The 14,927-nt window shown below is 60.7% G+C and carries 14 protein-coding genes; 8 read left to right on the forward strand and 6 right to left on the reverse strand.

The genetic code is table 11. The annotated features are described in order from the left end of the window. Positions 1-31: 31 nt before the first annotated feature. Positions 32-703, reverse strand: coding sequence for a TetR/AcrR family transcriptional regulator (locus CKW29_RS13330; protein WP_095081587.1), 672 nt, complete (start codon positions 701-703; stop codon positions 32-34). A gap of 146 nt (positions 704-849) precedes the next feature. Here CKW29_RS13330 and CKW29_RS13335 point away from each other — a divergent pair, with 146 nt between their 5' ends. From CKW29_RS13335 to CKW29_RS13355, 5 genes are all read left to right on the forward strand, one after another. Continuing rightward, positions 850-2,280, forward strand: coding sequence for a coniferyl aldehyde dehydrogenase (locus CKW29_RS13335; protein WP_095146042.1), 1,431 nt, complete (start codon positions 850-852; stop codon positions 2,278-2,280). Positions 2,281-2,306: 26 nt separating this feature from the next. Next, positions 2,307-2,852 carry a twin-arginine translocation pathway signal protein gene (locus CKW29_RS13340; RefSeq protein WP_095146040.1) on the forward strand — a complete coding sequence of 182 codons (546 nt, stop codon included), beginning with the start codon at positions 2,307-2,309 and terminating at the stop codon, positions 2,850-2,852. 68 nt (positions 2,853-2,920) lie between these two features. Then, entirely contained in the window at positions 2,921-4,516 is a 1,596-nt protein-coding gene (locus CKW29_RS13345) for a GMC family oxidoreductase (protein WP_095146038.1), read from the forward strand. A gap of 115 nt (positions 4,517-4,631) precedes the next feature. Continuing rightward, entirely contained in the window at positions 4,632-5,111 is a 480-nt protein-coding gene (gene coaD, locus CKW29_RS13350; RefSeq protein WP_095146036.1) for a pantetheine-phosphate adenylyltransferase, read from the forward strand. A gap of 139 nt (positions 5,112-5,250) precedes the next feature. Then, positions 5,251-5,502 carry a YfhL family 4Fe-4S dicluster ferredoxin gene (locus CKW29_RS13355; protein WP_003195146.1) on the forward strand — a complete coding sequence of 84 codons (252 nt, stop codon included), beginning with the start codon at positions 5,251-5,253 and terminating at the stop codon, positions 5,500-5,502. 49 nt (positions 5,503-5,551) lie between these two features. On the opposite strand, the gene mutM is transcribed toward CKW29_RS13355, so the two are convergent. Together mutM and CKW29_RS13365 are read right to left on the reverse strand one after the other, a co-directional pair. After that, the gene (mutM, locus tag CKW29_RS13360; protein WP_095146034.1) at positions 5,552-6,364 is read right to left on the reverse strand and encodes a bifunctional DNA-formamidopyrimidine glycosylase/DNA-(apurinic or apyrimidinic site) lyase; all 813 of its coding nucleotides are present in this window, start codon (positions 6,362-6,364) and stop codon (positions 5,552-5,554) included. A 30-nt stretch (positions 6,365-6,394) separates the two neighbouring features. Beyond that, entirely contained in the window at positions 6,395-7,264 is an 870-nt protein-coding gene (locus CKW29_RS13365) for an HDOD domain-containing protein (protein WP_095081574.1), read from the reverse strand. Positions 7,265-7,411: 147 nt separating this feature from the next. Here CKW29_RS13365 and CKW29_RS13370 point away from each other — a divergent pair, with 147 nt between their 5' ends. Next, positions 7,412-8,608: a class I SAM-dependent rRNA methyltransferase gene (locus tag CKW29_RS13370; RefSeq protein WP_095146032.1), complete on the forward strand. Its 1,197-nt coding sequence runs from the start codon at positions 7,412-7,414 to the stop codon at positions 8,606-8,608. Between the two features lie 154 nt (positions 8,609-8,762). Here CKW29_RS13370 and CKW29_RS13375 read toward each other — a convergent pair whose 3' ends face one another. Next, positions 8,763-9,221: a transposase gene (locus tag CKW29_RS13375; RefSeq protein ID WP_095146031.1), complete on the reverse strand. Its 459-nt coding sequence runs from the start codon at positions 9,219-9,221 to the stop codon at positions 8,763-8,765. Positions 9,222-9,647: 426 nt separating this feature from the next. Between CKW29_RS13375 and ilvD the strand changes: the two genes are divergently transcribed. Further along, positions 9,648-11,489, forward strand: a complete 1,842-nt coding sequence (gene ilvD / locus CKW29_RS13380) for a dihydroxy-acid dehydratase (RefSeq protein ID WP_095146029.1) — start codon at positions 9,648-9,650, stop codon at positions 11,487-11,489. A 108-nt stretch (positions 11,490-11,597) separates the two neighbouring features. On the opposite strand, the gene CKW29_RS13385 is transcribed toward ilvD, so the two are convergent. Further along, complete coding sequence (locus tag CKW29_RS13385; RefSeq protein WP_095148641.1) at positions 11,598-12,653, reverse strand: phosphorylcholine phosphatase; 1,056 nt, start codon at positions 12,651-12,653, stop codon at positions 11,598-11,600. 241 nt (positions 12,654-12,894) lie between these two features. On the opposite strand from CKW29_RS13385, the gene CKW29_RS13390 reads away from it, so the two are divergent. Further along, complete coding sequence (locus tag CKW29_RS13390) at positions 12,895-14,286, forward strand: L-cystine transporter (RefSeq protein WP_095146026.1); 1,392 nt, start codon at positions 12,895-12,897, stop codon at positions 14,284-14,286. A 77-nt stretch (positions 14,287-14,363) separates the two neighbouring features. Here the strand turns inward: CKW29_RS13390 and CKW29_RS13395 are convergent, their stop codons facing one another. Continuing rightward, on the reverse strand, positions 14,364-14,876 hold the full coding sequence (locus tag CKW29_RS13395; RefSeq protein ID WP_095146024.1) for a dihydrofolate reductase: 513 nt from the start codon (positions 14,874-14,876) through the stop codon (positions 14,364-14,366). Positions 14,877-14,927: the final 51 nt, after the last annotated feature.

The raw sequence follows: 14,927 nt of genomic DNA on the forward strand, positions 1-14,927 counted from the left end.
CGAGCTCCTGTGAGTAAGTCTGAGTTCGATGCTACTGCACTTCTTCGAGGGCCTGGGCCAATGGCACGTAAAACTCCTCGAATAAAGCACTGACCTCTTCGCGGGCCTGCTCGGTGACAAACCCGGCTTCCAGCACCAGGACCTGATAAACGCCACGCTTGATGGCTTGCTCGCTCAGGTGGCTGGAATTTTCCCGGGTCGTGCACAAAAAGCGCACCCAGGAGGTCAGGATGATCCAGGCATTGAGCGTCAGGGATTCGATCTGCACCTTGTCCATGCGCAGGATCCCGGCTTCGACAAAGCCTGCGTAGATCGCCGTGCCCTGGATCAGGCAGCGCTGGGAGAAGCGCCGGTAGCGGGCTGCCAGCTCGGCATCGTTGTCGAGCAGGTGTTCCAGGTCACGGTGCAGGAACCGGTACCGCCACATGGCCGCCAGCAACGCCTGCAAATAGAAGCGCTTGTCCGCAACCGTGGCCGCACGGCCCTGGGGCGGGCGCAGGAAGCTTTCGACCAGCGCCTCGTACTCACTGAATAACACGGCGATGATCGCCTGCTTGTTGGGGAAGTGGTAGTACAGGTTGCCCGGAGAAATCTCCATGTGCGCGGCAATATGGTTGGTGCTGACGCTGCGTTCGCCCTGCTGATTGAACAGCTCAAGGCTGTTCTGCACGATGCGCTCGCTGGTTTTTATCCGTGGGGCCATGGCTTGGGCTTTAATTCAAAGTGCGTTGATGGGCATCTTACGACCTATCCGTCGACGGATAAATCATCGCTTCCCGAGGTAGTCATTTGACATTTTAGAGCATAGACTCTAAAAACTTCTCCAGTCTAACAATAATCGGAGCCACCATGACCGCCGACATTGCCTACCTGCAAAACGCCCAGCAGGCCTTGAGCGAGCTTAACGACCTGTTTACCGCCCAGCGTCAGGCATACGCGGCCAACCCGATGCCGCCAGCGGCTCAGCGCCAGCAGTGGCTCAAAGCCCTGCGCGACCTGTTGAGTGACGAACGCCAGGCCCTGATCGAGGCGATCAGCCAGGATTTCAGCAACCGCAGCGCGGATGAAACCCTGCTCGCCGAACTGATGCCGAGCCTGCACTGCATCCACTACGCCAGCAAACACCTCAAAGGCTGGATGAAAGCCTCCCCGCGCAAGGTCGGTGCCGCGTTTCAGCCGGCCAAGGCCAAGGTGGTCTATCAGCCACTGGGGGTGATCGGGATCATCGTACCGTGGAACTATCCGCTGTACCTGGCCATCGGGCCGCTGGTCGGCGCCCTGTCGGCCGGCAACCGGGTGATGCTCAAGCTCAGCGAGTCCACGCCCGCCACAGGCGCCCTGCTCAAGACCTTGCTGGCCAAAGTGTTCCCCGAAGACCTGGTGTGCGTGGTCCTGGGTGAAGCGGACATGGGCATCGCCTTCTCCCGCCTGCCGTTCGACCATCTGTTGTTTACCGGGGCCACCAGCATCGGCAAACACGTGATGCGGGCCGCGGCCGAACACCTGACACCCGTCACCCTGGAACTGGGCGGCAAATCCCCGGCCATCGTGTCCCACGACGTACCGCTCAAGGACGCCGCCGAGCGTATTGCGTTCGGCAAGACCCTCAACGCCGGACAAACCTGCGTTGCGCCCGACTATGTGCTGGTGCCTGAAGAACGGGTCGGCTCCTTTGTCGAAGCCTATCGCCAGGCGGTTCGCGGGTTTTACCCGACCCTCGCGGACAACCCCGACTACACCGCCATCATCAATGACCGCCAACTGGCGCGGCTGCACGGCTACCTCAGCGACGCCACCAGCAAAGGCGCGTTGCTGGTCCCGATGTTCGAGCAGGACCAGGGGCGGCGCATGGGCCACAGCCTGCTGCTTAATGTCAGCGACGACATGACCGTGATGCAGGACGAGATCTTTGGCCCGGTGCTGCCGATCGTGCCCTACAAAACGCTGGATGACGCCTTCGCCTACATCAACCAACGGCCGCGTCCGCTGGCGCTCTACTATTTCGGCTACGACAAGGCCGCACAGAACCGCGTCCTCCAGCACACCCATTCCGGCGGTGTGTGCCTGAACGACACCCTGCTGCATGTGGCCCAGGACGACATGCCGTTTGGCGGTATCGGCGCGTCAGGCATGGGCCACTACCATGGTCATGAAGGCTTCCTGACCTTCAGCAAGGCCAAGGGTGTCTTGATCAAGCAGCGCTTCAACGCGGCGAAACTGATTTACCCGCCTTACGGCAAATCCATCCAGAAGCTGATTCAGAAGCTGTTCATCCGCTGACATTTCATTGCCGGGTAATAACAATAATGAACCCCAGTCTGTCCGATTCCCCCGCGCTGTCACGGCGCGGCCTGCTCAAATTCAGCCTTGGCGCTACCGCCTTCCTCGCCACTGCGGGCCTGGGCGCCAGCCTCAGCGGTTGCTCGGCCAGCACCCCGGCCAGCGGCTTTGCGGTACTGCGCAGCAGCGACCTGCCGTTTCTGCGGGCCCTGCTCCCGGTGATGCTCGACGGTGCCATCGCGCCCGAGAAAATGCCTGCGGCCCTCGAAGGCACCCTGAAATCGCTGGATGACAGCCTCAACCATTTGTCACCAGAAATGCTCAAGCTGACCCAGCAGTTGTTCGACGTGCTCGCCATGCCCGTCACCCGCGGGCCCTTGACCGGAATCTGGGGCGCCTGGGAGAACGCCAGCGGCGATGACATCCGCCGCTTCCTGCAACGCTGGGAAAACAGCTCATTGAGCCTGTTGCGCATGGGTCACAGCTCGATCCTGCAACTGGTGATGATGGCCTGGTACAGCCGCGCCGAATCATGGGCTCATTGCGGCTATCCCGGCCCGCCCACCGTTTAAGACCGTGGTTCGCCTGTGATGAGGCTGCCTGCCTCACTACACTACTTAAAATAAAAAGAGAGTCCCAGATGCCCGTACCCGACCCGTTCCGCGAAGGCATGGCCCGCGGCTGGAAAACCTACAATGGCTCGCAACTGGCCAATGACCTGACGCTGGAAGCCGACATTGCCATCATCGGCAGCGGTGCGGGCGGCGGCACCACCGCCGAAATCCTCAGCGCCGCCGGTTACAAGGTGCTGCTGATTGAAGAAGGCCCGCTCAAGACCAGCAGTGACTTCAAGATGCTGGAAGACCAGGCCTACACCAACCTCTACCAGGAAGGCATCGGCCGCATGAGCAAGGACGGCGCGATCACCATCCTTCAGGGGCGCGCGGTGGGCGGCACGACACTGATCAACTGGACCTCGAGTTTTCGCACCCCCGAGCCGACCCTGGAACACTGGGCCAAAGAGCATGACGTCAAAGGCCACAGCCCGGCCGAGATGGCACCCTGGTTCGAGAAAATGGAGCAGCGCCTCGGCGTCGCCCCGTGGCTGGTGCCACCCAACGCCAACAACGATGTGATCAAGAAAGGCTGTGAACAACTGGGCTACAGCTGGCACGTGATCCCGCGCAACGTGCGTGGCTGCTGGAACCTGGGCTATTGCGGCCTGGGCTGCCCGACCAATGCCAAGCAATCGATGATCGTCACCACCATCCCCGCCACGCTGGAAAAAGGCGGCGAACTGCTTTACCTGGCTCGCGCCGAGCAACTGTTGATCAAGGACGACAAGGTCACCAGCCTGCAGTGCGTAGCAATGGACGAACGTTGCGTGGCCCCGACCGGACGCACCATCACCGTCAAGGCGCGCCACTACGTGCTGGCCGGCGGCGGCATCAACAGCCCGGCGTTGCTCCTGCGTTCCAGGGCGCCAGACCCACATGAATGCCTGGGAAAACGCACCTTCCTGCACCCGGTGAACATGTCCGCCGGGCTGTTCGATAACGTGATCAACCCGTTCTACGGCGCGCCGCAGTCGATTTACTCCGACCATTTCCAGTGGCAGGACGGCACCACCGGCAAGATGTCCTACAAGCTGGAAGTACCACCGTTGCACCCCGCATTGGCGGCGACCCTGCTCGGTGGCTTTGGTACCGAAAGCGCCGAACACATGCACCAGTTGCCGCACACTCACGCGATGCTGGCGCTGATGCGCGACGGTTTTCACCCCGACAGCACTGGCGGCAGCGTCGAATTGCGTGGCGATAACACACCCGTGCTCGACTACCAGGTGTCGGACTATGCCTGGGACGGCCTGCGCCGGGCGTTTCACAGCATGGCCGAGATCCAGTTCGCTGGGGGCGCAAAGGCCGTCATGCCCATGCACGCCGACGCGCGCTACGTGAAAACCCTGGCCGAAGCCCGCACCATGATCGACGGCCTGAGCCTTGAGCTGTACCGCACCCGCCTGGGCAGCGCCCATGTGATGGGCGGCTGCGCCATGGGTGAAAACCCGAAAAACGCCGTCACCGACAGCCTTGGCCGTCACCATCAACTGAGCAACCTGTCGATTCACGACGGCTCGCTGTTCCCCACCAGCATTGGTGCCAACCCACAATTGTCGGTCTATGGGCTGACCGCACAATTGGCCAGCGCACTGGCGGAGCGTTTGAAAAGCGCATGAAAAAATCGATTATTCGCAGCGTCTATAGTGCTTTCTTACCGCAAAGGTGGCTTGGCCGACCGGGAATGCTGCGATACCATCCGACTCCCCAACGGATTCCCGCCAGGACGACGCGATGAACCGAGTGTTGTACCCAGGTACCTTCGACCCTATTACCAAGGGCCATGGCGATCTGGTCGAACGCGCCTCGCGCCTGTTCGACCACGTGATCATCGCCGTCGCCGCCAGCCCGAAGAAAAACCCGCTGTTCCCCCTGGAACAGCGCGTGGAACTGGCTCGCGAGGTCACCAAGCATCTGCCGAACGTCGAAGTCGTCGGCTTTTCGACGCTGTTGGCGCACTTCGCCAAAGAGCAGAATGCCAACGTGTTCCTGCGTGGTTTGCGCGCCGTGTCGGACTTCGAATACGAGTTCCAGCTGGCCAACATGAACCGCCAGTTGGCCCCGGATGTCGAAAGCCTGTTCCTCACGCCCTCCGAGCGTTATTCGTTTATTTCTTCGACGCTGGTCCGTGAAATTGCAGCCCTGGGCGGCGATATCACCAAGTTCGTCCACCCTATCGTGGCCGACGCCCTGACCCAGCGTTTCAAGAAATAACGACCGAAAAACGTCCGCGCCCGACCCGGACGTTTTTTGCCCTCCATCGCCCCCGCGTGCACTGCGCTCGTCAATGCGGCACAATTGTGTGCATTAGTTTTCAGATGCCTGGGCCGACAGCCCCCGGCAGGAGCCCCCAATGTCCCTGATCATCACCGACGATTGCATCAACTGCGACGTCTGCGAACCCGAGTGCCCGAACGCCGCCATCTCCCAGGGCGAAGAGATCTACGTGATCGACCCAAACCTGTGCACCCAGTGCGTCGGCCACTATGACGAACCACAATGCCAGCAGGTTTGCCCGGTAGACTGCATTCCGCTGGACGAAGCCCATCCGGAAACTGAAGAGCAGTTGATGGAGAAATACCGAAAAATTACCGGTAAGGCTTGAGCCATATCGCGCCCGAAAGGGCGCACTTGCGGGTTATCACGCCCTGCTGTCAGCGCTGGCACCGTGGGCAAAACACACTCGCGCGCTGCCCCAGCTTCACTTCTCGAAGCTCTGTCCCGCACACCTTGCAGCCTTCGCCGCCCCGACCGTAGACGAACAGTTCCTGCTGGAAGTAGCCCGGCTGGCCGTCACCGCCAACGAAGTCACGCAAGGTGGTGCCACCACGCTCGATGGCCGCGGCCAGAATGCGTTTGATCTCAATCGCCAGCTTCAGATAGCGCGCCCGGGAAATCCCCTTGGCCTCGCGGCGCGGATCGATCCCGGCGGCAAACAGCGCTTCGGTCGCATAAATATTGCCAACCCCCACCACCACGGCGTTGTCCATGATGAAGGGCTTGACCGCCATGGAGCGTGCGCGCGACAGCTGAAACAACCGCTCACCGTCGAACAGGTCGGTCAAAGGCTCGGGCCCGAGGCGAATCAGCAATTCATGATGCAGCGGGTCGAGACTCCAGAGCATCGCGCCAAAGCGTCGCGGGTCGGTGTAGCGCAGGGCCAGGCCAGACTCCAGCTCTATGTCCACATGCTCATGCTTGGCCGCTGGCAGCCCGATCTCCACCAGGCGCAGATTACCCGACATGCCCAAGTGACTGATCAAGGTGCCGACTTCGGCATTGATCAGCAAATACTTGGCACGGCGGTCCACCCCCACGATGCGCTGCCCGGAAAGGCGTACATCGAGGTCCTCCGGGATCGGCCAGCGCAGGCGCCGCTCGCGCACAATCACGCGGCTGACACGCTGGCCTTCAAGGTAGGGCGCAATACCGCGGCGGGTGGTTTCGACTTCTGGCAATTCGGGCATGGCGTACTCGGCTCAGGAAAGGTCCGACACTCAGTGGTGAGCGCCGAGTTCGCGAATCGTCTGCTTGAGGTTTTCGAAGTCGTAGTCCGAGAGGCCGACATAGTCGAGCACCAGATGCCCGATGCTGTCCCACTCATGATCTTCGACCTGGCTGCCCAGTACCCGGTACGACGCGCAAATGTGTTCAGCCATTTTCAGGATTGCCAGCAGGTTCTTCAACTGGCTGTTGCGCGACGTCTCATCGCTGAAGATCGCCAGCGCATTGTGGTGATTGGCGATGGCGTGGGTCACGTGCTCCGGCAAGCGCCAGGACTTCGCGGTGTAGTAGCCGACCACGGCGTGGTTGGTGTTGAACGCACGGTTTTCCGTGTCCACCACTCGGCACTCGGCGCTCGCGCTGGCATAGGCCTCTTCCAGCACCGACATGTAGTTGGGGAAGCGCTTGAGCATCAGCGGCACGCCGCAATCGTGGAACAGCCCCAGGGCGTAGGCTTCGTCCACCGCCTGCGAGCCAATGCGCTTGGCCAGGCTCAAGCTGGTCATCGCCACATCCTGGGCGGTGTCCCAGAACCGGTTGAGGGTGACGATGGTGTCGTCATTCATCTCGCCCTTGATCGACTGCGCGTTGATCATGTTGATCACCGAACGGCTGCCCAGCAGGTTTACCGCACGCTGGATCGACGCGATCTTGTTGCTCAAGCCGAAGTACGGCGAGTTGACGATTTTCAGCAAGGCGCCAGAGAGGCCGGGGTCCTGGGAGATCAGCTTCGCGATCACTTCCAGGTCCGGGTCGGGCATGTACTGCTCCATCTGCAAATCCACCATGATTTGCGGTTGAGGCGGTACGCTGATGCCTTGCAGGGCCTGCTGGATCTGTTCGGAAGATAGCTCTTGGGACATAAGTACTCACTCTGGGCAAGTGATCGATTCTAGCGGAAAAAAACCGCCACATGGGCGATCTGTCCGACGCAACGCCTATAAACAACCGCGCTGCAAGCCCCCATCTAGCGCTATAATCCCGCTCTTTTTTTCACCTGGAGCGACGTCATGTCCCTGCCAAGCTTGCGCCTCAAAGCCAACGCCGACCGTCGCCTGCGCGCCGGTCACCTGTGGGTCTACAGTAACGAAATCGACGTAGCCGCCACCCCACTGCACGGCTTCAAGGCGGGCGATCAAGCGATACTGGAAGCTGCCGGTGGCAAGCCCCTGGGCATCGTCGCCATGAGCCCGAACAACCTGATCTGTGCGCGCCTGCTGTCGCGCGACATCAAGCTGCCGCTCGACAAGTCGCTGCTGGTACACCGCATCAACGTGGCCCTGTCGCTGCGTGACCGCCTGTTCGACAAGCCGTTCTACCGCCTGGTCTACGGCGATTCCGACCTGTTGCCGGGCCTGGTAGTCGATCGTTTCGGCGACATCCTGGTGGTACAGATCGCTTCGGCGACCATGGAAGCCCATAAAGAAGACGTGATCGCCGCGCTGACCCAAGTGCTCAAGCCGAGCGGCATCCTGTTCAAGAATGACTCCGCGGCACGCGACGCCGAAGGCCTCGAGCGCTACGTCGACACCGTGTTCGGCCTGGTGCCGGAGTGGGTAGCCCTGGAAGAGAACGGCGTGAAGTTCGAAGCGCCGGTCATCCAGGGACAGAAAACCGGCTGGTTCTACGACCACCGCATGAACCGCGCGCGCCTGGCACCGTATGCCAAAGGCAAACGCGTACTGGACCTGTACAGCTACATCGGCGGCTGGGGCGTGCAAGCTGCCGCATTCGGCGCCAGTGAAGTGTTCTGCGTCGACGCATCGGCCTTCGCCCTCGACGGCGTCGAGCGCAACGCCGCGCTGAACGGCTTTGCCGACAAGATGACCTGCATCGAAGGCGACGTGTTCGAAGCCCTCAAGGAATTGAAAGCCAGCGAAGAGCGTTTCGACGTGATCGTGGCCGACCCGCCGGCGTTCATCAAACGCAAGAAAGACATGAAGAACGGTGAAGGCGCCTACCGCCGCCTGAACGAGCAAGCCATGCGCCTGCTCACCAAGGACGGCATCCTGGTCAGCGCTTCGTGCTCGATGCACCTGCCCGAAGACGACCTGCAGAACATCCTGCTGACCAGCGCCCGCCATCTGGACCGCAACATCCAGCTGCTTGAGCGTGGCAGCCAGGGCCCGGACCACCCGGTACACCCGGCCATCGCCGAAACCCGCTATATCAAGAGCATTACCTGCCGGTTGTTGCCTAACAGCTGACGGCTAGATTCACTGTAGGAGCGAGCCGGGCGGCGCTCCGTTTGCTCGCGAAAAGCGCATCGGCGACGCGGGCTTCCAGAAGCGCTGCATTATCGTTGACGTTCTTCGCGAGCGAGCTCGCTCCTACAGCGAGCCGTATTTGCCTGGGAATGTTTCAGAGCCAGATGGCATCCCACAGCGGATAGTCGCCGAGACTTGTAACCAGTCCTGCTCGCAATGGATTGGCAATGATGTAGCGGGCCATCACCTTGAGGTCATCCTCGCGACGCAGGGCCCGATCGAAGTATCCCTTTTGCCATACAGGTGCATAACAGCCTCGTTGTTGATTGATGAGCCGTGCACAGCGAGATTTCGTCACTTGCATTAATTTCGGCAAATCACCGTTGCGTAACTCAACCAGCCAGTGAAGGTGATCTGGCATGACTACCCAGGCCAATGAGTCGGCAGCGCCGGTTTCTTGAGCTTTTCGGAGTTGACTCACCACCAGGCGACCCATTCGCCAATCATTGAAGATCGGTTGTCGTTGATGGGAGACGGCCGTGAGCAAGTAGATGCGGCCGGATTCTGAATAACGGCCGGCACGTAAGTGATGGGCATGTGGTGTATCGGACATTCCATTGTCCTCCTCGGTGACGGAAGAGAAACGGTAAGCTGGAAGAAGAGGGTTGTCGTTGTGGCAATGGGTCCGGATGTGTCGGTTCCCCCTGTAGGAGCGAGCGTGCTCGCGAAAAAACATCTGGCACCGTGATCTATCAGTCACAACGCGTCATCGTTGGCGTTTTTCGCGAGCGCGCTCGCTCCTACAATGGTATATGCCGCCCGCTCGTGCTCGCCGGCATTCCCTCCAGCCTCCAGCGGTGTAGAATCGAACGATTCATCGCCAGTCATCCCCCGGCGGGTTTATGAGCTCAGGCTGAGGCGCGCGGCGATCCCGCACAGTCATCGGCAGCTTTCGGACACACGGCCATTTCCGGGTGTTCCCGAGGTCAATAGAAGCTCACTCCCCATTTGATACCTGATTTGCCGCCCGGAGTGCTCCATGCCTGATTACCGCTCGAAAACATCCACCCACGGTCGCAACATGGCCGGTGCTCGCGCCCTGTGGCGCGCCACGGGGATGAAAGATGACGACTTCAAAAAGCCGATCATCGCCATTGCCAACTCGTTCACCCAATTCGTACCGGGCCACGTCCACCTCAAGGACCTGGGCCAGCTGGTTGCCCGCGAGATCGAGCGTGCTGGCGGCGTAGCCAAGGAATTCAACACCATCGCGGTCGATGACGGCATCGCCATGGGCCATGACGGCATGCTCTATTCGCTGCCGAGCCGCGAGATCATCGCCGACTCTGTCGAGTACATGGTCAACGCCCACTGCGCCGACGCCATTGTCTGCATCTCCAACTGCGACAAGATCACCCCCGGCATGCTGATGGCGGCCCTGCGCCTGAACATCCCGGTGATCTTCGTCTCCGGTGGCCCGATGGAAGCCGGTAAAACCAAGCTCGCCTCCCACGGCCTGGACCTGGTCGACGCCATGGTCATCGCCGCCGATTCCAGCGCTTCTGACGAGAAAGTCGCTGAATACGAGCGCAGCGCCTGCCCGACCTGCGGCTCCTGCTCCGGCATGTTCACCGCCAACTCGATGAACTGCCTGACCGAAGCACTGGGCCTGGCCCTGCCGGGCAACGGTTCGACTCTGGCGACCCATAGCGATCGCGAGCAGCTGTTCCTGCAGGCCGGCCGTACCATCGTCGAACTGTGCAAGCGCTACTATGGCGAAAACGACGAATCGGTCCTGCCGCGCAACATCGCCAACTTCAAGGCGTTCGAGAACGCCATGATGCTCGACATCGCCATGGGCGGTTCGACCAACACCATCCTGCACCTGCTGGCCGCCGCCCAGGAAGCCGAGATCGACTTCGACCTGAAGGACATCGACCGCCTTTCGCGTCACGTTCCGCAACTGTGCAAAGTCGCGCCGAACATCCAGAAGTACCACATGGAAGACGTCCACCGCGCCGGCGGCATCTTCAGCATCCTCGGTTCGCTGGCCCGTGGCGGCCTGCTGCACACCGACCTGCCGACCGTGCACAGCCGCAGCATGGAAGAAGCCATCGCCAAGTGGGACATCACCCAGACCACCGACGAAGCCGTGCATCACTTCTTCAAGGCCGGCCCTGCGGGCATCCCGACCCAGACCGCGTTCAGTCAGTCGACCCGCTGGGAAACCCTGGACGACGACCGTGAAAACGGCTGTATCCGCAGCTTCGAGCACGCCTATTCGCAAGAAGGTGGCCTGGCCGTGCTGTATGGCAACATCGCCCTGGACGGCTGTGTGGTGAAGACCGCGGGTGTCGACGAGTCGATCCATGTGTTCGAAGGCAACGCGAAGATCTTCGAAAGCCAGGACAGCGCCGTACGCGGCATCCTCGCCGACGAAGTAAAGGCCGGCGACATCGTGATCATTCGCTACGAAGGCCCGAAAGGCGGCCCGGGCATGCAGGAAATGCTCTATCCGACGTCGTACCTGAAATCCAAAGGCCTGGGCAAAGCCTGCGCCTTGCTCACCGACGGTCGTTTCTCTGGCGGTACTTCGGGCCTGTCCATCGGCCACGCATCACCGGAAGCCGCTGCCGGCGGTGCCATTGGCCTGGTGCAGGACGGTGACAAGGTACTGATCGACATCCCGAACCGCTCGATCAACCTGTTGGTCAGCGACGAGGAACTGGCCGCACGCCGTGCCGAGCAGGACAAGAAAGGCTGGAAACCGGTTGAAGTGCGCCCGCGTAAAGTGACCACCGCACTGAAAGCCTATGCCCTGTTGGCCACCAGTGCCGACAAGGGTGCGGTGCGCAACAAGGCGATGCTCGACGGGCTGTAATCGTCAGTCGCAAACAAAAATCCCCCGCCAAGTGCGGGGGATTTTTTTGCCTTATCGAAATACTTTGATCGTTCCCACGCTCCCGCGTGGGAACGATCATCGCAGTGCTTACTGGATGTCTTCCGGTTTGACGATCACCCAGTTCTTGTCCGCTGTCACCGGCAAACCTTCCTTGGCCTGGGCTGCCGCGTTTTTCGCCATCATGCCGTTGATCTGGGCCATGTATTTGTCCTTGCGGTTGACCCACAAGTGGATGCCACCCTTGCTCGTGTCGACGCCGTGGAACAGCATGTAGCCGTCACTGGTCGGTGTATCGCCACCCACCAGCACCGGTTTTTTCCATTCGTCGATGTAGGTCAGGATGGCCGCCTGCTTGCCAGCCATCCAGGTAGCCGGGGTCCACAGGTAAGGAGTCAGTTCGAGACCCAGGTTGGCCTTCTCGTCATACTTGCCGGCAGTGATTTGCTTGCGCGCCGTGGTCAGTTCGCCGCTCTTGCGGTCCTTGAGCATCATCGTCACGCCGATCACGTTTTGCGGTTTGACGTTGTAGCCGTACTTCGGATCGGAGGCGACCATGCGCACCAGCTCTTCCGAGGCGGCGGTCATGACGTACACCTCGATGCCGTTGTCCATCAGCTTGTTGTACAGCTCTTTCTGGCCGGTGAAGATTTTCGGCGGGTTGACCTCAATCGTCTTGACCACGTCGCCTTCATAGTAAGTGCTCGGTACCGGCTTGCCGGACGTCATCAGCTCATCGACGTAGCCCTTGAGTTCCTTGAGGGTGAAGCCGGAGAACACCTGGGCGACCCACGGATAGCAGACCATGTCGTCGAGTTCGCACAGACGGTAGTAGTAGCTGAACAGGCTTTCCTTGTGGTCGGCCGTGTCCTTGAACGGGATCAGTTTCAGGGAGGGATCGAGTTTCTCGCGGGTGATCAGGCCCTTGTTTTCCATGAACGGCAACAGCGACTCTTCAAGGTCGTAACGGTAACTGGTGTTGTCCATGTCGAACACCGCGTAGTTACCCTTGTTGGCGTTGGCCGCGATCATCGCGTCCAGTTGCCTGGCCTGTGCCTCGGGCCAATGCTTGAGATCGGTGGCAGACACCTGGCCGGCAAGGCCCAGGCACATGGCGACGGCTAACAGGTTCGCGGCGACTTTCATGTGCATTTCTCCCTGAATGAAAGCCATCGACGCTAACAAATTAGTGTGACAGTGCTCGTCTGGGCGCGACCGCTTGCATGCTGATTCCGTCACCGGCATAACCCACAGCGTCACGCCCTTATTCCAAAAACGACAGTCGCCATGCGTTTTTGGTATTAATTCATTAGATTTCAAGCTGTTAGGCTTGCCGGTTCGCAATCGCCCCCGCACTGCGATTGGCACAAGTCTTTTTGGAGTCTCAATGAATCTGCCGCTGATCCTCAATCTGCTGGTGTTCCTCGCCTTGCTGTTCGGCCTGGCACAAACCCGCCACACCACCTGGAGCCTGGCCAAGAAAGTCCTGCTCGCCCTGGTGATGGGCGTGGTGTTCGGGGTTGCCCTGCACACGATTTACGGTGCCGGCAACCCGGTACTCAAAGCCTCGATCGGCTGGTTCGATCTGGTGGGCAACGGTTACGTGCAGTTGCTGCAGATGATCGTGATTCCGTTGGTGTTTGCCTCGATCCTCAGTGCCGTAGCGCGCCTGCACAACGCGGCATCGCTGGGCAAGATCAGCTTCCTGACCATCGGCACCCTGCTGTTCACCACCGCCATTGCAGCGTTGATCGGCATCGGCCTGACCAACCTGTTCGGCCTGACCGCCGAAGGCCTGGTGGCCGGCACTCAGGAAATGGCCCGCCTGCAAGCCATCCAGACCGACTACGCGGGCAAGGTCGCGGACCTGAACATCCCGCAGTTGCTGCTGTCGTTCATTCCGCAGAACCCGTTCGCCGACCTGGCCCGGGCCAAGCCGACCTCGATCATCAGCGTGGTGATTTTCGCCGCCTTCCTGGGGGTTGCCGCGCTGCAACTGCTCAAGGATGACGTGGAAAAAGGTCAGAAAGTGATCAACGCCATCGACACCCTGCAAGCCTGGGTGATGCGTCTGGTCCGCCTGGTGATGAAGCTGACCCCTTACGGTGTATTGGCGCTGATGACCAAGGTGGTCGCCGGTTCCAACCTGCAGGACATCATCAAACTGGGCAGCTTCGTGGTGGTGTCGTACATCGGCCTGGGCCTGATGTTTGTGGTTCACGGGCTGTTGGTCGCGCTGGCCGGGATCAACCCGCTGCGCTTCTTCCGCAAAGTCTGGCCGGTGCTGACCTTCGCCTTCACCAGCCGCTCCAGTGCGGCGAGCATTCCGCTGAGCATCGAGGCGCAAACCCGCCGCCTGGGCATTCCGCAGTCGATCGCCAGCTTCGCCGCTTCGTTTGGCGCAACCATTGGCCAGAACGGCTGTGCCGGCCTGTATCCGGCGATGTTGGCGGTGATGGTCGCGCCGACCGTGGGCATCAACCCGCTGGACCCGCTGTGGATCGCAACCCTGGTAGCGATTGTGACCCTGAGTTCGGCCGGCGTTGCCGGTGTCGGGGGTGGCGCCACCTTCGCGGCGCTGATCGTGCTGCCGGCCATGGGCTTGCCGGTGTCACTGGTGGCGTTGCTGATCTCGGTTGAACCGCTGATCGACATGGGCCGTACGGCGCTGAACGTCAGTGGCTCGATGACCGCTGGCGCAATCACCAGCCAGATCATGCAGCAGACGGATAAAGAAGTGCTGCATGCGGATGAGCATGAGGAGCTGGCGCACGCTTAAGCCAACAGATCGTTCCCACGCTCCCGCGTGGGAACGGTCTCAATCGGCTTTTACTTGCAGCTTGTGGCTTGAAGCTTTCAGCTTCTTTCCCACACCTCAAAGCTATACGCCGGTTTGTCACCTTCAGCCGGATTCGGCGTGTCCGACACCAGTTTCCACTGCTTCACGTCAAACTCCGGAAACCACGCATCACCCTCGGGGCTCAATGCCACGCGGGTCAGGTACAACCGATCGGCTTGTGCCAAACCTTGCGCATACAACTGCGCACCGCCAATCAGCATCAGCTCATCGACGCCCTGCTCCAGCGCCCACGCTTGTGCCCGCTCCACGGCGGCTTCCAGCGACGGATAGACTTCCGCGCCTTCCAGGTACAGATCGGCCTGACGACTGACCACGAGATTCAACCGGCCCGGCAGCGGACGACCGAGGGAATCCCAGGTCTTGCGCCCCATGATGATCGGCTTGCCCAGCGTGGTGGCCTTGAAGTATTTGAAATCCCCCGGCAAGTGCCAGGGCATGCTGTTGTCGACGCCGATCACACGGTTTTCACCGAGGGCTGCGATCAGGCTGAGGGGGAGTGTTTTTTTCATGGCGAGGAGGATACCAGAGCCTCGCTTTCCCCGATAAGCGCCACAGCGGTT

The organism is Pseudomonas sp. Irchel s3a18 (assembly GCF_900187535.1).
In the GTDB taxonomy this organism is placed as follows: domain Bacteria; phylum Pseudomonadota; class Gammaproteobacteria; order Pseudomonadales; family Pseudomonadaceae; genus Aquipseudomonas.